18 protein-coding genes and 1 other annotated feature are annotated in these 14,562 nt (G+C 38.9%); of the genes, 2 read left to right on the top strand and 16 right to left on the bottom strand.

Features of this window, described 5'->3' with window-relative positions:
• Positions 1-412: 412 nt before the first annotated feature.
• Together HMPREF0519_RS13105 and HMPREF0519_RS13100 are read left to right on the top strand one after the other, a co-directional pair.
• Entirely contained in the window at positions 413-1,177 is a 765-nt protein-coding gene (locus tag HMPREF0519_RS13105; RefSeq protein ID WP_003636172.1) for a tyrosine-type recombinase/integrase, read from the top strand.
• Between the two features lie 79 nt (positions 1,178-1,256).
• Positions 1,257-1,622 carry a tyrosine-type recombinase/integrase gene (locus HMPREF0519_RS13100; protein ID WP_225428952.1) on the top strand — a complete coding sequence of 122 codons (366 nt, stop codon included), beginning with the start codon at positions 1,257-1,259 and terminating at the stop codon, positions 1,620-1,622.
• Positions 1,623-1,805: 183 nt separating this feature from the next.
• On the opposite strand, the gene rplL is transcribed toward HMPREF0519_RS13100, so the two are convergent.
• The 16 genes from rplL to radA form a co-directional block, all read right to left on the bottom strand.
• Positions 1,806-2,171, bottom strand: a complete 366-nt coding sequence (rplL, locus tag HMPREF0519_RS10860) for a 50S ribosomal protein L7/L12 (RefSeq protein WP_003554682.1) — start codon at positions 2,169-2,171, stop codon at positions 1,806-1,808.
• A gap of 39 nt (positions 2,172-2,210) precedes the next feature.
• Positions 2,211-2,726 (bottom strand): 50S ribosomal protein L10, encoded by a 516-nt coding sequence (gene rplJ, locus HMPREF0519_RS10855; protein ID WP_190870467.1) that lies wholly within the window; start codon positions 2,724-2,726, stop codon positions 2,211-2,213.
• 27 nt (positions 2,727-2,753) lie between these two features.
• Positions 2,754-2,865 (bottom strand) — a sequence feature (ribosomal protein L10 leader region).
• A gap of 58 nt (positions 2,866-2,923) precedes the next feature.
• Entirely contained in the window at positions 2,924-3,619 is a 696-nt protein-coding gene (gene rplA, locus HMPREF0519_RS10850; protein ID WP_003561059.1) for a 50S ribosomal protein L1, read from the bottom strand.
• A gap of 106 nt (positions 3,620-3,725) precedes the next feature.
• Positions 3,726-4,151: a 50S ribosomal protein L11 gene (gene rplK, locus HMPREF0519_RS10845; protein ID WP_003554687.1), complete on the bottom strand. Its 426-nt coding sequence runs from the start codon at positions 4,149-4,151 to the stop codon at positions 3,726-3,728.
• A gap of 130 nt (positions 4,152-4,281) precedes the next feature.
• The gene (locus HMPREF0519_RS10840) at positions 4,282-5,130 is read right to left on the bottom strand and encodes an alpha/beta hydrolase (RefSeq protein ID WP_225429193.1); all 849 of its coding nucleotides are present in this window, start codon (positions 5,128-5,130) and stop codon (positions 4,282-4,284) included.
• 54 nt (positions 5,131-5,184) lie between these two features.
• Positions 5,185-5,736, bottom strand: a complete 552-nt coding sequence (nusG, locus tag HMPREF0519_RS10835; RefSeq protein ID WP_003636165.1) for a transcription termination/antitermination protein NusG — start codon at positions 5,734-5,736, stop codon at positions 5,185-5,187.
• A 110-nt stretch (positions 5,737-5,846) separates the two neighbouring features.
• The gene (gene secE / locus HMPREF0519_RS10830) at positions 5,847-6,023 is read right to left on the bottom strand and encodes a preprotein translocase subunit SecE (RefSeq protein ID WP_003561065.1); all 177 of its coding nucleotides are present in this window, start codon (positions 6,021-6,023) and stop codon (positions 5,847-5,849) included.
• Positions 6,024-6,048: 25 nt separating this feature from the next.
• Positions 6,049-6,198, bottom strand: coding sequence for a 50S ribosomal protein L33 (gene rpmG / locus HMPREF0519_RS10825; protein ID WP_003561067.1), 150 nt, complete (start codon positions 6,196-6,198; stop codon positions 6,049-6,051).
• Between the two features lie 37 nt (positions 6,199-6,235).
• Complete coding sequence (locus HMPREF0519_RS10820; protein ID WP_003561068.1) at positions 6,236-6,799, bottom strand: RNA polymerase sigma factor; 564 nt, start codon at positions 6,797-6,799, stop codon at positions 6,236-6,238.
• Positions 6,800-6,934: 135 nt separating this feature from the next.
• Positions 6,935-7,471, bottom strand: a complete 537-nt coding sequence (locus HMPREF0519_RS10815) for an NYN domain-containing protein (RefSeq protein ID WP_003554700.1) — start codon at positions 7,469-7,471, stop codon at positions 6,935-6,937.
• 15 nt (positions 7,472-7,486) lie between these two features.
• Entirely contained in the window at positions 7,487-8,254 is a 768-nt protein-coding gene (rlmB, locus tag HMPREF0519_RS10810; RefSeq protein WP_003636162.1) for a 23S rRNA (guanosine(2251)-2'-O)-methyltransferase RlmB, read from the bottom strand.
• The gene (locus tag HMPREF0519_RS10805; protein ID WP_003636161.1) at positions 8,244-8,654 is read right to left on the bottom strand and encodes a Mini-ribonuclease 3; all 411 of its coding nucleotides are present in this window, start codon (positions 8,652-8,654) and stop codon (positions 8,244-8,246) included. The genes rlmB and HMPREF0519_RS10805 overlap by 11 nt, the downstream gene beginning before the upstream one ends.
• An 8-nt stretch (positions 8,655-8,662) precedes the next feature.
• A complete protein-coding gene (gene cysS / locus HMPREF0519_RS10800) occupies positions 8,663-10,069 on the bottom strand; it encodes a cysteine--tRNA ligase (protein ID WP_003561074.1) in 1,407 nt (468 codons plus the stop codon).
• Between the two features lie 148 nt (positions 10,070-10,217).
• Positions 10,218-11,708, bottom strand: a complete 1,491-nt coding sequence (gene gltX, locus HMPREF0519_RS10795) for a glutamate--tRNA ligase (protein ID WP_003636159.1) — start codon at positions 11,706-11,708, stop codon at positions 10,218-10,220.
• 197 nt (positions 11,709-11,905) lie between these two features.
• Entirely contained in the window at positions 11,906-13,099 is a 1,194-nt protein-coding gene (locus HMPREF0519_RS10790; RefSeq protein WP_003636158.1) for a PIN/TRAM domain-containing protein, read from the bottom strand.
• 24 nt (positions 13,100-13,123) lie between these two features.
• Complete coding sequence (gene radA / locus HMPREF0519_RS10785; RefSeq protein ID WP_003554714.1) at positions 13,124-14,497, bottom strand: DNA repair protein RadA; 1,374 nt, start codon at positions 14,495-14,497, stop codon at positions 13,124-13,126.
• Positions 14,498-14,562: the final 65 nt, after the last annotated feature.

Here is a 14,562-nt window from a genome sequence, read left to right as displayed (position 1 = left end):
TTTAATATTAAACATAAAAATGGCGTTCAGTATACATGCTTAAAGCAAAATGCTGATACTCCAGTTAAAGCAAAATGGTCAGGAAAATTTAAGCCGCTCAACCCTAAACTTGCCCCATTAAATTATCTAACACCATACTTCAATGGTAGACGCGCTAAATGATTTAATTGTTCAGTTTATGAAAAGCCGGCCCCTTAGCTCAATAGGAAGAGAGCATTTGTAAACACGCCATAAAATTCATTAATATATATATAAATTAGAGTCCTTGTTGCCATTGGCATTATTAGCCTGATCCTAAGATTTTTTCATTAGCTCATCAATATGGGCTTTTATTTAGGACAACAAAAGAACATACGTACGTAGTTTTGTGAAAAAGATAGACTAAATTACACATTTGAGAGGAAATGAAAATATGACAAAACCTAAGCGAGTTTATAAGAAGCTGAAGCGACACCCCTACATTTACGAGTATGAGACGGAAAACGGGAAACGTTATCGGGTTCGTTGGTCCTACTATGATAGTGAACACAAGAGGAAGGAATTCACCAAGAGCGGATTTAATAACTGGCAAGACGCAGAGGTAATTCTGCGAAGAGCACAAACAGATCTGGACGTTGGCAATCAAGACGTGCTTGCTAAACGTAAAATAACGTTAGGTCAGTACTATGCCCAGACTAGAAAAAGATCGATCGAAATCGGTAAATGGCGCCCTGAAACTGTCGATCAGAAAGACACTTATTGGAAAAATCAAATTGAACCAATTTTTGGAAATATGAAAATGTCGGAAATCACTCGATCCAACTATCAAAATTTCATTGATAATTTAGTTAAAAAGAAATATGCGTATACCACAATCAAATCCATAAATTCAATTGTTCAGCTACTCATGAATCGTGCCTTGCTAAATGATGTTATTGATAAGAATCGATTGAAATCTATTATTATCGAAGGAGCATCGGCAAAGAAGACTGCAAAGCTAGAGCCTGAACAATACCAAACCTTTATTGATACTGCTCGTAAAGTACTTAACAAGTATCAACTAACTTTAATTTATCTGTGTGCAATGGGTGCTAGACGGGAAGAGGTAATCGGTTTACGATACAATTCATTCAAATTCCTTAAACAAAATAATCAAGAAATTTGTGAGATTACTTATAACTTAGGTCGTAACCGATAACCGATTAGAAACACTTGGTGGTCCTTTAAAAAATGAATCAAGCTATCGGCAAAATTATGTAACTGGTGAAATGGCAGACATGTTAAAATTTTCAATTCAGTATTCCAAAAATATTTGTCAACGAACCGGACATATTTTAAAAGAAGACGGCTTCTTATTTTTAAACGAACAATCTGGTATGCCGGTTTACATCCAATATCCTAACCGCCTATTCAAGAAGGTCGAAAGCTCATGCCACATTCATATTTATCCTCACTTGCTCCGACATTATTTTGCAACTATGGCCCGTTCACTAAATCTTTCACCAACCGACGTGATGCACTGGCTCGGTCACTCCTCACTTGATATGACTGATTCATATACTCGTCCTACTCAACAAGGCAGCTTAAAAGTGATCAACGGCATGCAAGATGTCCTCTTTAAAAAGGATGCGTCAACTGACTGATATGGATGCATTCCAAGCAATTTTATGGAACATGATCTCCTAAATTTGGTCATGTTCCACAGATGTACCATAAAGTTTTCATTCTAATTCATGCTCAATCAAATTTAATATACAAAAAAATCGCTCCATATCGGTATTTATTACCGATACAGAGCGATCTGATTTGAACTACTTATAACTCTCTTACTTAAGAGTTACAACGCCACCAACAGCCTCAAGAGTTTCCTTGATCTTGTTAGCTTCGTCTTCTGAAACGCCTTCCTTGATAGTTGAAGGTACCTTGTCAACAAGACCCTTAGCATCCTTCAAACCAAGACCAGTGATTTCACGGACAGCCTTAATTGCTTTAACCTTTTGGTCACCAGATTCAGTTAATTCGACATCGTATGAATCCTTTGTGGCAGCTTCCCCACCAGCAGCACCAGCAGCGGCTACAGGAGCAGCTGCAGAAACACCAAATTCATCTTCAATTGACTTAACTAAGTCGTTAAGGTCGCTAATTGAAGCATCTTTTAATTGATCAATAATATTGTCTTTATCGAAAGCCATTATATTTTCCTCCAGTTTAATTGGAATTATTTTTAATTATTAAGCAGCGTCTCCGTCGCCATCTTCCTGTTTCTTGTCAGCAATAGCTTTAACACCATATGCAAAGTTTCGTACAGGTGCTTGAAGAATATTAGAAAGAGTTGACAACAATTCTTCACGACTTGGCAATGCAGCATAAGCATTGATTTCGTCAAGAGTTGCAACTTTACCATCAATAACGCCACCCTTGAGTTCAAGAGCATCGTTAATCTTAGCAAAGTTATGAACGATCTTAGGACCTGCAACTGGATCTTCTGATGAAAATACAACAGCTGTAGGACCAGCAAATGTATCTTTCAAATCATCCAAACCAGCCTTTTCAGCAGCACGTACTAAAACCTTGTTCTTGATAACTTGCATCTTTACGCCTTCGTCACGCAATTGCTTACGCAAATCCGTCACTTCAGCAACAGTTAAACCACGATAGTCAACAACAACAATTGATGAAGCAGCCTTGATACTTTCAGTAGCCTCTTCAACCTTCTTTGCTTTAACCGCAACAGTTTGTTCACTCACGAGTTTCACCTCCCAAAAATTTTTATGGGATTTAATAAAAAATCCCTATGCCAACCTAGACATAGGAAAAAGATTCGTTTCCTCGGCAGGATATTAAGGCAATTGCCACCTGAGTCTTAGGCATATATCAGCATTTAACAGCATATCACATAATGTGACTGCACGTCAATCCGGGATTTAATTTAAATCGAAAATCATTATTCAAATGATTCAAGATCAACTTTGACACCAGGGCCAAAGGTTGAAGAAATTGAAACATTTTTAACGTAAATACCACGTACAGAAGCTGGACGAGCCTTTACGATGACGTCTTCAATTGTCTTCAAATTGCCGATCAGTTTTTCACTATCGAATGATACCTTACCAACTGGCACAGCAACGTTACCGTCACGGTCAGTCCGATAAGTTACTTTACCGGCTTTTGATTCTTGGACTGCTTTTGCAACATCCATTGTTACAGTACCAGTCTTAGGGTTTGGCATTAATCCTTTAGGTCCAAGAACTCGACCTAAACGACCAACTTGAGCCATCATATCAGGTGTTGCAATGGCAACATCAAAGTCAAGCCAGCCTCCCTGAATTTTTTCAACTAAGTCGGCTTCACCAACAAAATCCGCACCGGCTGCTTCGGCATCTTTAGCCTTGTCACCCTTTGCAAATACGATCACAGTTTGTTCCTTACCAGTACCATTAGGTAGAACAACCGCACCACGCAATTGTTGGTCAGCTTGCTTAGTATCAACGTTTAATTTAAATACAATTTCAACAGTTGCGTCGAATTTTGCATAATCAATTTTCTTTACAAGTTCAACGGCATCTTGAACCGGATATACCTTAGCGGGATCTACTTGTTCAAGAGCTGCTTTATATTGTTTACCTCTTTTACGAGCCATGTGTTTTCCTCCTTGTTTGTGGTTCTAACGGATTAACCTCCCACGCAACGTTCAAACAACGCTTTAAACGATATTAGTCTACTTCGTCATAAGTTTTTTGTTGAAATTAGTCTTCAACAGTAAAGCCCATACTACGTGCAGTACCTTCAACCATTCGCATTGCTGCTTCAACGTCAGCTGCGTTTAAGTCTTTCATCTTTGTTTCGGCAATTTGCTTAACTTGGTCTTTTGTAACCTTAGCAACCTTGTTAGTGTTTGGTTCACCGGAACCCTTTTGAACACCAGCAGCTTTCTTGAGTAACACAGCAGCAGGTGGAGTCTTTGTGATGAAGTCAAATGAACGATCTTCATACACAGTAATAACAACAGGAATAATCATTCCTGCTTGATCAGCAGTACGAGCATTAAATTCCTTTGTGAAGCCCATAATGTTGATACCTGCTTGACCTAAAGCAGGACCAACTGGAGGGGCAGGTGTTGCTTTGCCCGCAGGAATTTGCAATTTAACGATGTTAGCTACTTTTTTAGCCACGAGACATACCTCCTTAAGTCCGTGTGTGGTAATTGGAGATCAAAATTTCTCCTCCCACGTCAGTACATTCACCTAAGCAAACATACCAATACAATATACCACAAACACATAACGGAAACAATACGAATTATTACTTCCACAAAAAATTTACAATACTTTCATCAACAATTTGATTTTCGTGTAACAACCGATGGCTTGCACGACGTCCCCTGATAATTAATTCACGATAATATCCCAACGGCCGTTTTAATAAAAAGCGCAGAGAGAAAGCACTGTTAACAGAAACCTGACCGTCATCCTTTTGCCGATCACTAATCCTGCCGGCGATATTTAAAACTTTAATAGTTGTAGGTAACGTTGAAATATTAGCAGACAAAGCCGAAAAAATCGGTCTTCTGTGAATCGGGCCAGTTGCGGTTAACGGAACAGAGTCAACAATCGGTGTGTTTCGCGCGATTTCAGAGTCATTAAACGGTCCTGCAATCGCAACAACTCTGTCAATCATAATAGCTGCTTTTCGATGCTGGTGGGTTAAATACCAAAAGATTGTAATGCACCCCATTGAGTGTCCGACCAAGTTAAGATGGTGAATTTGATAATCAGTTTCAAGCATCTGGCAAATATCGTTAAGCCACGCTGCTTGTTGCTTAGGTCGGGATGTCTTATTTTCAAATAAAACCTGGATGACACACCTTTGATTTTTAATATTGCCATACAGTCTGAGACATCCATTTCTTTTAACAATAATAACCATCGATTTATTTGCATCATATCTTCTTACAAGCCTTTTGAGTAAAAAGCCGAACGAAAAACGATTCCCGAAGTATCCGGGAATAAACAAAGTCGGCACGTTGTCAAAAAAGGGCTGGCTTTCCTTTCGGTTGTTAAATGGACGTCCTATATGGATACTCCAAATTATCAAAAATAAAATTAAGCCAAAAAGGATTACAAATATAATAATCAATAAACGTGGATTCATCAACGCCATCACCATCTTTTAGTCATTAATCAGGTTAAAATTGTTAGTTAATTTCTATATTTCTGTATCAACCTGGTTAAATTCCAACTCAGTACTGGTTTCTCGACCAAACATTTCAATATTAACTTTTAATCGCATCTTTTCATTGTCGATTTCAGTAACTTTTCCTTTCAAACCGGTAAAGGCACCATCAACAATTTTGACACTGTCGCCAACATTTACATCAAGATCCTCATGTCGTGAACTCATGCCAATTCGTTTCAATACCAAATCAACCTCATCGGGAAGAAGTGGTGTTGGCTTACTACCTTGTCCGTGAGAGCCAACAAATCCTGTTACACCAGGTGTGTTACGTACCACATACCACGCTTGATCGGTCATAATCATTTCAACCAACACGTAACCGGGAAAAGTTTTATCCATCTTAACCTTATCTTTTCCCTTTTTATCTACTTCATGTTCTTCGGTTTCGGGAACAACAATCCGAAAAATCAAATCTGCCATCCCCATTGATTGCTTACGACTATCCAAGTTCATTTTAACCTTATTTTCGTATCCGGAATAAGTATGCAATACATACCATTTTTTCTCTGCTGACTCCACCATTTTTTTAGCTCCTCTTTTCGATTAATCCAAATAAAGAAATTCAAACAAAAAAACCTGACACATTCCGCAGGTTTTAACAACATAACTATATCAAAATTTCGCCAAAATGGCTATGCAAGAAATGAAAGTCCCCACTGAACAATCAAATCAACGAGGCCTAAAAAGATAGCCATAATAATTGATGTCCCGATAACAGTCGTTGTATCGGTTCTGGTTTGCTTAACATTAGGCCAAGTAACAACTTTCATTTCTTTAACGACATTTTTACAAAAGTTCCAAAGTCTCAAATTCGTATCCCCTTACATAGTTTGTCTAACGAGTTTCTTTGTGTAATGTGTATTTACCACAGTACTTGCAAAACTTATTGAGCTCTAACCTCTTTGTTCGATTAGGGTTTGCGGGGATCGTATAATTTCTCGATCCACAAACAGAACATGCCAGAGCAACTTTCTTTTGTGCCATTGCGGCACCTCCTAACAAGCATAGTAATTCTAGCATTCTAAATCAATTCAGTCAATTTATCCAGTGATATATATTTATATTTACACCTCTCGAATGCATTAATAAATGTTCGCGCATCAATTCGTTTTTCAATATCCAAATTAAGAATGACATAGAGTACATCTTTTTCAAGTGGCGAACATTTGATATACAACTGAGCTAGCCGTTCTTTTAATAATGTTAACCGTTCTGGATTGATTGCTGAAGGATCACTAAGGGTCGTCGAATAAAAATCCGGGTTTTCATCCAATCTCTGCACTGGTTGTTGTGGTGCTCTTTTTTTAGCTTTGTATTTTCTAATCAAATCATATATCCGATTTCTTAAATTATGACTATAAAAAGTACCGAAGCTAACACTACGCTCCCATTTGTATCGTTGCGCGGTTCTTATCAAAACCAAACTGGCTTCCTGATCTAAGTCATCGGCATCCATTCCTTCAATAAAACAAAGCCGTCTAAGTTTTCTAACAATCGGATAATACTTATGAAAAAGCCTCGAAAATGCTTGTTCATCACCCTTGGCAACTAATCTAATCATATTAAACTCTTTTTCACTAACCACAATATTGTTCTCCTTCTTCTGTATTAATTAACGCAAATTACACTACAGAAGGATTTAAGCAGCCTCAAGCGAACAAAAGTTCATATATTTTTTTATAAACTATACCAATTAAATAATATTAAATCGTTAATATTATTATTTATTATCTTTATCAGTAAGATTATCACGAAGTTTTTCTAATGCCATCAATTGCTTGGGATTCCAAGGTGTTTGTCGAAGCGCATGAGATTTGTCAGTCATTTTTCGGGCTTCCATATCAACTTCCTGCTTTGCCCGCTGAACGTCACGTAAAAGCTCCCTTGCAGGAATTCGAAGCGCGCCAGCCGCAAAAATTGTCCACTGCTCCGCCTGATCACTTGTCGCAACAATAACTTGTGTAAAACGATTCTGTTTTTTTCGAGACAATGCCTCAATGTAACTATCGGCAGTTTGGTCCTTACTGGTCCAAACAATTTCCATATCGAATTTTCGGAAACTCTTTGAATTTCCAGGAACATACATTGCATCAAAAACCACGATCATATTGATGTCACGATACTTTTTATATTCAGATAATTCTGCCAACAATTGATCACGTGCATCGGCTAGTCTGTCAGCCTGCTTTAATTTATTTAAATGCGGCCAATTACCAATCATATTATACGCATCAACAATTAAAAGGTCCTCTTTCATTACTTTCCACCAACTTTATTTAATAGTCAAAGGATGGCGGGAATTGAAGCCCTGATAGATTAGAACACTCGCGGCCACGCTGGCATTTAAGCTTTGAATATCACCAACCATCGGAATGGTCAGCATTTCATCAACCTGCTTTTTTATTAATGGTGAAATTCCCTTACCCTCGTTGCCAATAATAATAGCAACCGACCCCCTCGCATCCCAGCGACGATAATCGGTACCCTCAATATCTGTTCCAAAGACCCACATACCCCGGCCCTTGAGTTCCTTAATTGTTGCAGCCAAATTGGTTACCCGAGCCACTGGCACCCGCTCAATGGCGCCTGCAGAGGTTTTTGCCACAACAGCTGTTAAACCAACTGCACGATGTTTGGGAATAATAATTCCTGAAACACCGGCAGCATCTGCCGTTCGAATAATAGAACCCAGATTATGCGGATCTTCAATATTATCTAAGATAACAAAAAAAGGTTTGATTCCTTGCTTCTTGGCATTAGCAAATAAATCATCGACTGTTGCATATTCAAATGCTGCTACTGATAAAACGACCCCTTGATGATTTTGGCTGGCAGAAAGTCGATCCAATTTTTGCTTAGGTACTTCTGAAATAACAAGTCGCTTTTTCCGTGCCAATTTCAAAATTTCAGAAATAATATTTTCATCTTTTTTAATACCGGTTTGGATAAATACCTTATTAACTGGGCTATCGCTCTTTAATGCCGCAACAACAGGGTGTCTGCCCATAACAAATTCTTCATTTTCTTGATCATGCTTCATATTTTAAGTTCCCGCTTTCTACCTGTTTGATACACCAAGTTGCAATTTGTTTCATTCGATCATTCTGATCACTTAAACAGAGATAGCCGAAAACTGCCTCGAAGCCTGTGGAAATTCGGTAAGTAATCACGTCAGTGTTCTTAGCATGAGTGTGACTCTTCGCATTTCTACCACGTTTAAAATAATCCCATTCATCATCCGTTAACAGTTTATCTTTTGTCATTAAATCAATTAATGCCGCTTGGGCTTTAGCTGAAACATAGTTGGTCGCAGCATGCTGAAGCTTGGTAGGCTTTGCAATGCCATCCTCAATTAAATGACGACGAATAAAGACTTCATACGCTGCATCCCCCATATAGGCCAATGCAATGCCATTAAGCTGTGAAAAATTGTCTGCCATAAAACCATTTATTCCTTTCTAAAACGGGTTCCTTGAGGGGTATCCTCAAGCACAATCCCCCGTGCTTTTAATTCTTCACGAATTTCGTCACTGCGAATGAAATCTTTATTGGCTCTCGCCTGTTGCCGTTCATGGATTAACGCCCAAATTTCATCATCTTTAAGTTCGCTTTGCTCTAATTTAATACCAAAAATGGCTGCTAATTGTTTCAAGGTATTGATAATAAACTGCAGGCTGTTTTGAAAAACAACATTGCGTTCACTGTACATATTTGAAAACTTAGCCAATTCATAAACAGCAGCAATCCCATTCTGAACGTTAAAATCATCGTCCATGGCATCGATAAAATCAGCAACAATCTGACGAACTTCCTGCTCAGTCTTAGGATCACTCCCCGCTTCGGCGTTATGCAAACGATAGGTCGAATTGTTAAAGGCTGTTTGGAGCTTCTTCAGATTACTTTTAGCCTCTTGAACACTCGCATCACTATATTGAATAGGACGACGATAGTGAGTTGTTGACATTAGCAACCGGATCACTTGACCATCGATTTTCTTCAATAAATCGTGCACCGTAATGAAGTTCCCTAAAGATTTGCTCATCTTTTCATTGTCTTCACCAATCGTCACGAACCCATTATGCATCCAATACTTTACAAAGGTTTGATGAGTTTCGGCTTCACTTTGAGCACGTTCATTCTCATGATGGGGAAAAATCAAATCTTCACCACCACCGTGAATATCAAGGGTTTTACCAAGGTACTTCATTGACATAACCGAGCATTCAATGTGCCACCCTGGACGTCCCTTTCCCCAAGGAGAATCCCAGGAAATCTCGTCACCTTTTGACTTTTTCCATAGTGCAAAGTCAATTGGATCTTCCTTTTGTTCAAATTCGCCCTTTTCAACATGTTGGCTGGCACCAACTTCCAATTGATCAACGTTAATATGAGGAAGCTCCCCATATGTTGGAAATTTGCGAGCACGGAAATAAACGTTACCATCAACATTATAAGCATATCCCTGATCTTCCAAATTCTTCACAAAAGCAATGATCTCGGGAATATTTTGAGTTGCCCTTGGATGAGTCACATCTTTGGAAATGTTAAGTGCGGCTGTATCCTGCATAAAAGCATTAATATATTTTTCAGCGATTGCGCCAACGGTCGTATGATTTTCTCTGGCAGCATTGATCATCTTGTCATCAACATCGGTAAAGTTGGAAACGTAATTGACCTTGTATCCGCGATACTCAAGGTATCTTCTAATGGTATCAAACGCAATTGCGCTTCTGGCATTCCCAATATGAATATAGTTGTAGACAGTTGGGCCACAGACATACATGTTAACAACGCCTGGGGTAACGGGTTCAAATTTTTCTTTTTTACGAGTGAGCGTATTAAAAATCTGCAACATGTCTAAGTCCTTTCTTTGTACATTGGTTATATAAGAAATGATAGCATAGTTTTCAATAATTTTTTCACTATTGCCTAATAACTATAATAAAAGGTCTCGTCGAATTTTCAACGAGACCAATTAATTTAAAAATATTTTTTATAAATTATTATTTATTAATCTGATTCAACGTTTGTTTAATGTGCTGAATGGCTTTATCTCTTCCGACCAGTTCAACTGATTCCGGTAGTTCCGGTCCGTGCATTTCATGCGTAACGGCAATTCTAATCGGCATCCAAAGCTTACGCCCCTTAATACCGGTATCCTTCTGAATAGCCTTAATTGTATGGAAGACTTCAACAGAATCAAACGGATTGAGTTTTTGAATTCTATCCAAAAATTCCTTCAAAACAACTGGTGCCGTGTCATTTGAAATTTCATCCAATGCGTCGCCACTAACTTCCTCAGGTTCTTGGAAAAATACGGATGCCATGTCATTAATTTGTGCCATATAACTCATCTCACGCTTATATAAGCTAATTAATTGACGTGCCCATTCAATCGTCTTGGTATCCGGATTTTCAGGAATATTGCCGCCCTTAATCAATTGACGAAGTGCCAAGTCCATAATTGTGCTGTCGTCGGCTTCCTTAACGTACTGATTGTTAATCCACTCAAGCTTCTTGGAATCAAATTTAGCCGGTGACTTACTCAAACGCTTTTCATCATACATTTTGATGAATTGTTTTTTATTAAAGATTTCATCTTCACCAACCGGCGACCATCCCAAAAGCAAAATAAAATTGAACATCGCATCTGGTAAATAGCCTAAATTACGATATTGCTCGATAAATTGTAGAACAGACTCATCACGTTTGCTGAGCTTTTTACCAGTATCGGCACTGATAATTAAACTCATATGGCCAAACATAGGTGCTTTCCATCCGAACGCTTCATAAATCATTAACTGTTTTGGTGTATTGGCAACATGGTCATCGCCTCGAAAAACGTGACTGATTCTCATCATATGATCATCTACAACAACCGCAAAATTATAGGTCGGTGTACCATCACGCTTTGCGATGACAAAATCACCGCCAATTGTATCGGAATTAAAGGAAACGTTTCCCTTTACGATATCATCCCATGCATAGTCATGATCCTTAGGTACTCTGAAGCGAATAACCGGTTTAAGGCCCTTTGCCTTTGCATCTGCAATAGCTTGTTGCTTTTGCTCATCAGTCATTCCTTCATATTCGTACTCATAATGAGGCATTTCACCACGAGCTTTTTGAGCCTCACGGTCGGCTGTCAATTGCTCTTCTGTTCGGTATGATTCATAAGCCTTGCCTTCATCCAAAAGTTGTTGAAGCAGTGGCTTGTAAATATCATTTCGTTCGGATTGACGATAAGGACCAAAATCACCACCAACATCAGGACCTTCATCCCAATCCAGGCCTAACCACTTGAGGTTTTCAAGTTGGCTTTTTTCACCATCAGCGACATTTCGCTTAGTATCAGTATCTTCGATTCGAATAATAAACTTACCCTTGTTGTGGCGGGCAAATAAATAATTAAAAATGGCCGTTCGTGCGTTCCCAATATGCAGATGACCAGTTGGGCTTGGAGCATAGCGAACTCGAATTGCATTGTTTGCCAATGTATAAGCGCCTCTTTCTTAAGTTTATTTCAAAATTTTGTCAGCATTTTAAGTTTACAATGAAGTGTCGAAAAAATAAAGTGGCTAAGGCATGCAGTTTAAATAATTACACTAAACTTATCTTTCATTATAGCAAAAAAAGAGATGGTACCAAGGCATTGATCTTTGTCCATCTGTTTTTTACACTAAACAATCAATTATTTCTTTGCTGCGTTTTTCTTACCATTTTGCTGCTTGGAATTCTTTCTTGCATTCTTATCATTATCATCGATCTTATCGGTAATATTTTTTGTTGAATGCTCCGGTCGTGCAAAAATCATTTTCCCAGCATCGGTTTGAATAGCACTTGTAACAACAACATCGATATGCTGGTTAAAGAAGTATCGACCATCTTCAACAACCACCATCGTACCGTCGTCCAAATAGGCAACACCCTGTTGCCGTTCTGTCCCGTTTTTAACAACCATGACATTAAGCTGTTGCCCCGGCAAAATCTTTTGTCTTAAGGCTGTTGCCAAGGCATTAATGTTTAATACTTTTACATGTTGAAATTGAATGACTTTGTTCAGATTATAATCATTTGTAATGATAACCCCATTAACGTCTTTGGCAAGTTGAATTAATTTCGTATCAACCTCATCAATATCTTCATAATCTTTTTCATAAATTTCAATTGGAATCATTTTTTCCTTCTGAAGTTTATTCAGAATATCTAGGCCTCTGCGTCCCCGAACACGCTTAACGCTGTCACTGGAATCAGCAATGTATTGTAACTCGTACAATACAAATTTAGGAACTAGTAATGTCCCTTCAACAAACCCCGTCTTAATCACGTCATAAATTCGTCCATCGATCAGGATGTTGGTATCCAAAATTTTATAATGACTGTAATTATCGTCAACGGGCTTGTCAATGATTTTTTCACCCGGTGTCCTGGGTGTCTCAGTCTTACGTCGGAATTGAAATACCTTACGCCATCGATCACTTTGTGTGTTCCCAAGTCTGAAGCCGAAATAACCAAGTACCAACATTAAAATAATTGGGATCATGGTATTTAGGAAAAACGTATCTGCCTTGAAAAAAACAATTGAAATTAACACAGCAAGTACTAACCCAACAATCAGCCCTAAAGTACCAAAAAGCAGCGAGATTGGACTCTGGCTTGTCAACCGGGATTCAACACGATCAATGGCCTTTAGAACATAATTTCCAGTAAGTAACGAAATAATATAAAAAATAATTGCACCTAAAATTGCATTGGTAATAACATTATTGAAAAGTGTTCCATACGCAATTTGAAAAATAAGCCATAGGAGCGGGAAGTAACTCGCACCGATTGCCGCTCCTGCAAGTGTCAAAACAATTCGGACTATTCTCTTTCTTTTCAACATCTCACCCTCTTTACATTTATTATTTTAACCCAATGCCAGCTTAAGCGCCTGCGATAAGGTTGATACACCAACAACGTCAATTCCTTTTGGCGGTGTCCATCCCTGCAAGTTATTTGCAGGAACTAAAACCCGTTTAAAGCCTAACTTTTGGGCTTCGGAAACACGTTGCTCAATCCGAGTAACTCGGCGAACCTCTCCAGTTAGTCCCAATTCCCCAACGTAACATTCGGTTGGACTTGTACCACGATTTTTATATGATGAAGCAATACTAACAGCAATCGCAAGATCGATGGCGGGTTCATCCAGTTTTACACCGCCAGCTGCTTTCAAATAGGCATCCTGATTTTGCAAAAGAAGACCGGCACGTTTTTCAAGAACCGCCATAATTAATGACACCCGGTTCCGATCTAATCCAGTAGCAGTCCTAGTCGCATTTCCAAAAACAGAAGCTGTCACCAGGGCTTGAATTTCAACCAGTATAGGACGGGTACCCTCCATAGACACCACGATTGCAGATCCGGTGGCATCTTTAAGACGCTCTTCCAAAAAGATTTCGGAAGGGTTTGTCACTTCGTGAAGGCCATCCGTCATCATTTCAAAAACGCCCAGCTCATTTGTAGACCCAAACCGATTTTTAACCGTTCTCAAAATTCTATATGAGTGATGGAGATCTCCTTCGAAATAAAGAACCGTGTCAACCATATGCTCCAAGATTTTAGGACCGGCAATGGCGCCACCCTTGGTTACATGACCGACAACAAAAACCGTAATTCCTTGACCCTTTGCAATATTCATAAGATCAGCTGTTACTTCCCGAATTTGGGCAACCGAACCAGTTGCCGACTGCAACTCAGGAATCTGCATCGTTTGAACAGAATCAATGACAACGGCATCCGGTTTCATATCGCTGATTGTACTTTTAATGACATTCATATCGGTCTCAGGAAAGACGTACAGCTGTTTACTGTCAACATCTAATCGATCTGCACGCATTTTTATCTGGCTGGCACTTTCCTCACCGGAAACATATAAAATTTTACCCGATCTGCTCAATTGGCCTGACACTTGAAGCATCAACGTTGATTTGCCGATTCCAGGATCCCCGCCAATTAAGATTAATGATCCGGGAACAACACCACCGCCAAGCACCCGATTGAGTTCTTCCATGCCAGTCTTAAAACGGGGCTCACTTTGAAATGTGACACTACTGAGTGGTTCGGGCTTAACCTCATCGACACCCGTCCTTCTTAGTCCGGCAGTTCGGGTTGAATTGGACTTTGGCGCAATCGTTTCTTCAACCAAAGTATTCCATTCGTTACAGTTAGGACACCGTCCAAGATATCGCGGTGAAATATAACCGCAGTTTTGACATACAAATTGGGTTTTAACTTTCGCCAATCGAATTCTCCTCTTTACCTAAGTTATCAATTAATTTTATCACTTAATACCATTCATTTACTAAA

Source organism: Lentilactobacillus hilgardii DSM 20176 = ATCC 8290 (assembly GCF_000159315.1).
GTDB classification, from domain to species: domain Bacteria; phylum Bacillota; class Bacilli; order Lactobacillales; family Lactobacillaceae; genus Lentilactobacillus; species Lentilactobacillus hilgardii.
This window is presented reverse-complemented; position numbering and strand designations above follow the sequence as displayed.

Coding starts and splice junctions, on each gene's coding strand:
- cysS (WP_003561074.1), bottom strand. CDS start 10,069: ATGTTGCAGATTTTTAATACGCTCACTCGTAAAAAAGAAAAATTTGAA.
- HMPREF0519_RS13105 (WP_003636172.1), top strand. CDS start 413: ATGACAAAACCTAAGCGAGTTTATAAGAAGCTGAAGCGACACCCCTAC.
- nusG (WP_003636165.1), bottom strand. CDS start 5,736: ATGGTGGAGTCAGCAGAGAAAAAATGGTATGTATTGCATACTTATTCC.
- HMPREF0519_RS10815 (WP_003554700.1), bottom strand. CDS start 7,471: ATGAAAGAGGACCTTTTAATTGTTGATGCGTATAATATGATTGGTAAT.
- HMPREF0519_RS10790 (WP_003636158.1), bottom strand. CDS start 13,099: ATGTTGAAAAGAAAGAGAATAGTCCGAATTGTTTTGACACTTGCAGGA.
- HMPREF0519_RS13100 (WP_225428952.1), top strand. CDS start 1,257: ATGTTAAAATTTTCAATTCAGTATTCCAAAAATATTTGTCAACGAACC.
- HMPREF0519_RS10805 (WP_003636161.1), bottom strand. CDS start 8,654: ATGGCAGACAATTTTTCACAGCTTAATGGCATTGCATTGGCCTATATG.
- rplA (WP_003561059.1), bottom strand. CDS start 3,619: ATGGCTCGTAAAAGAGGTAAACAATATAAAGCAGCTCTTGAACAAGTA.
- rpmG (WP_003561067.1), bottom strand. CDS start 6,198: ATGGCACAAAAGAAAGTTGCTCTGGCATGTTCTGTTTGTGGATCGAGA.
- rlmB (WP_003636162.1), bottom strand. CDS start 8,254: ATGAAGCATGATCAAGAAAATGAAGAATTTGTTATGGGCAGACACCCT.
- rplL (WP_003554682.1), bottom strand. CDS start 2,171: ATGGCTTTCGATAAAGACAATATTATTGATCAATTAAAAGATGCTTCA.
- HMPREF0519_RS10840 (WP_225429193.1), bottom strand. CDS start 5,130: ATGAATCCACGTTTATTGATTATTATATTTGTAATCCTTTTTGGCTTA.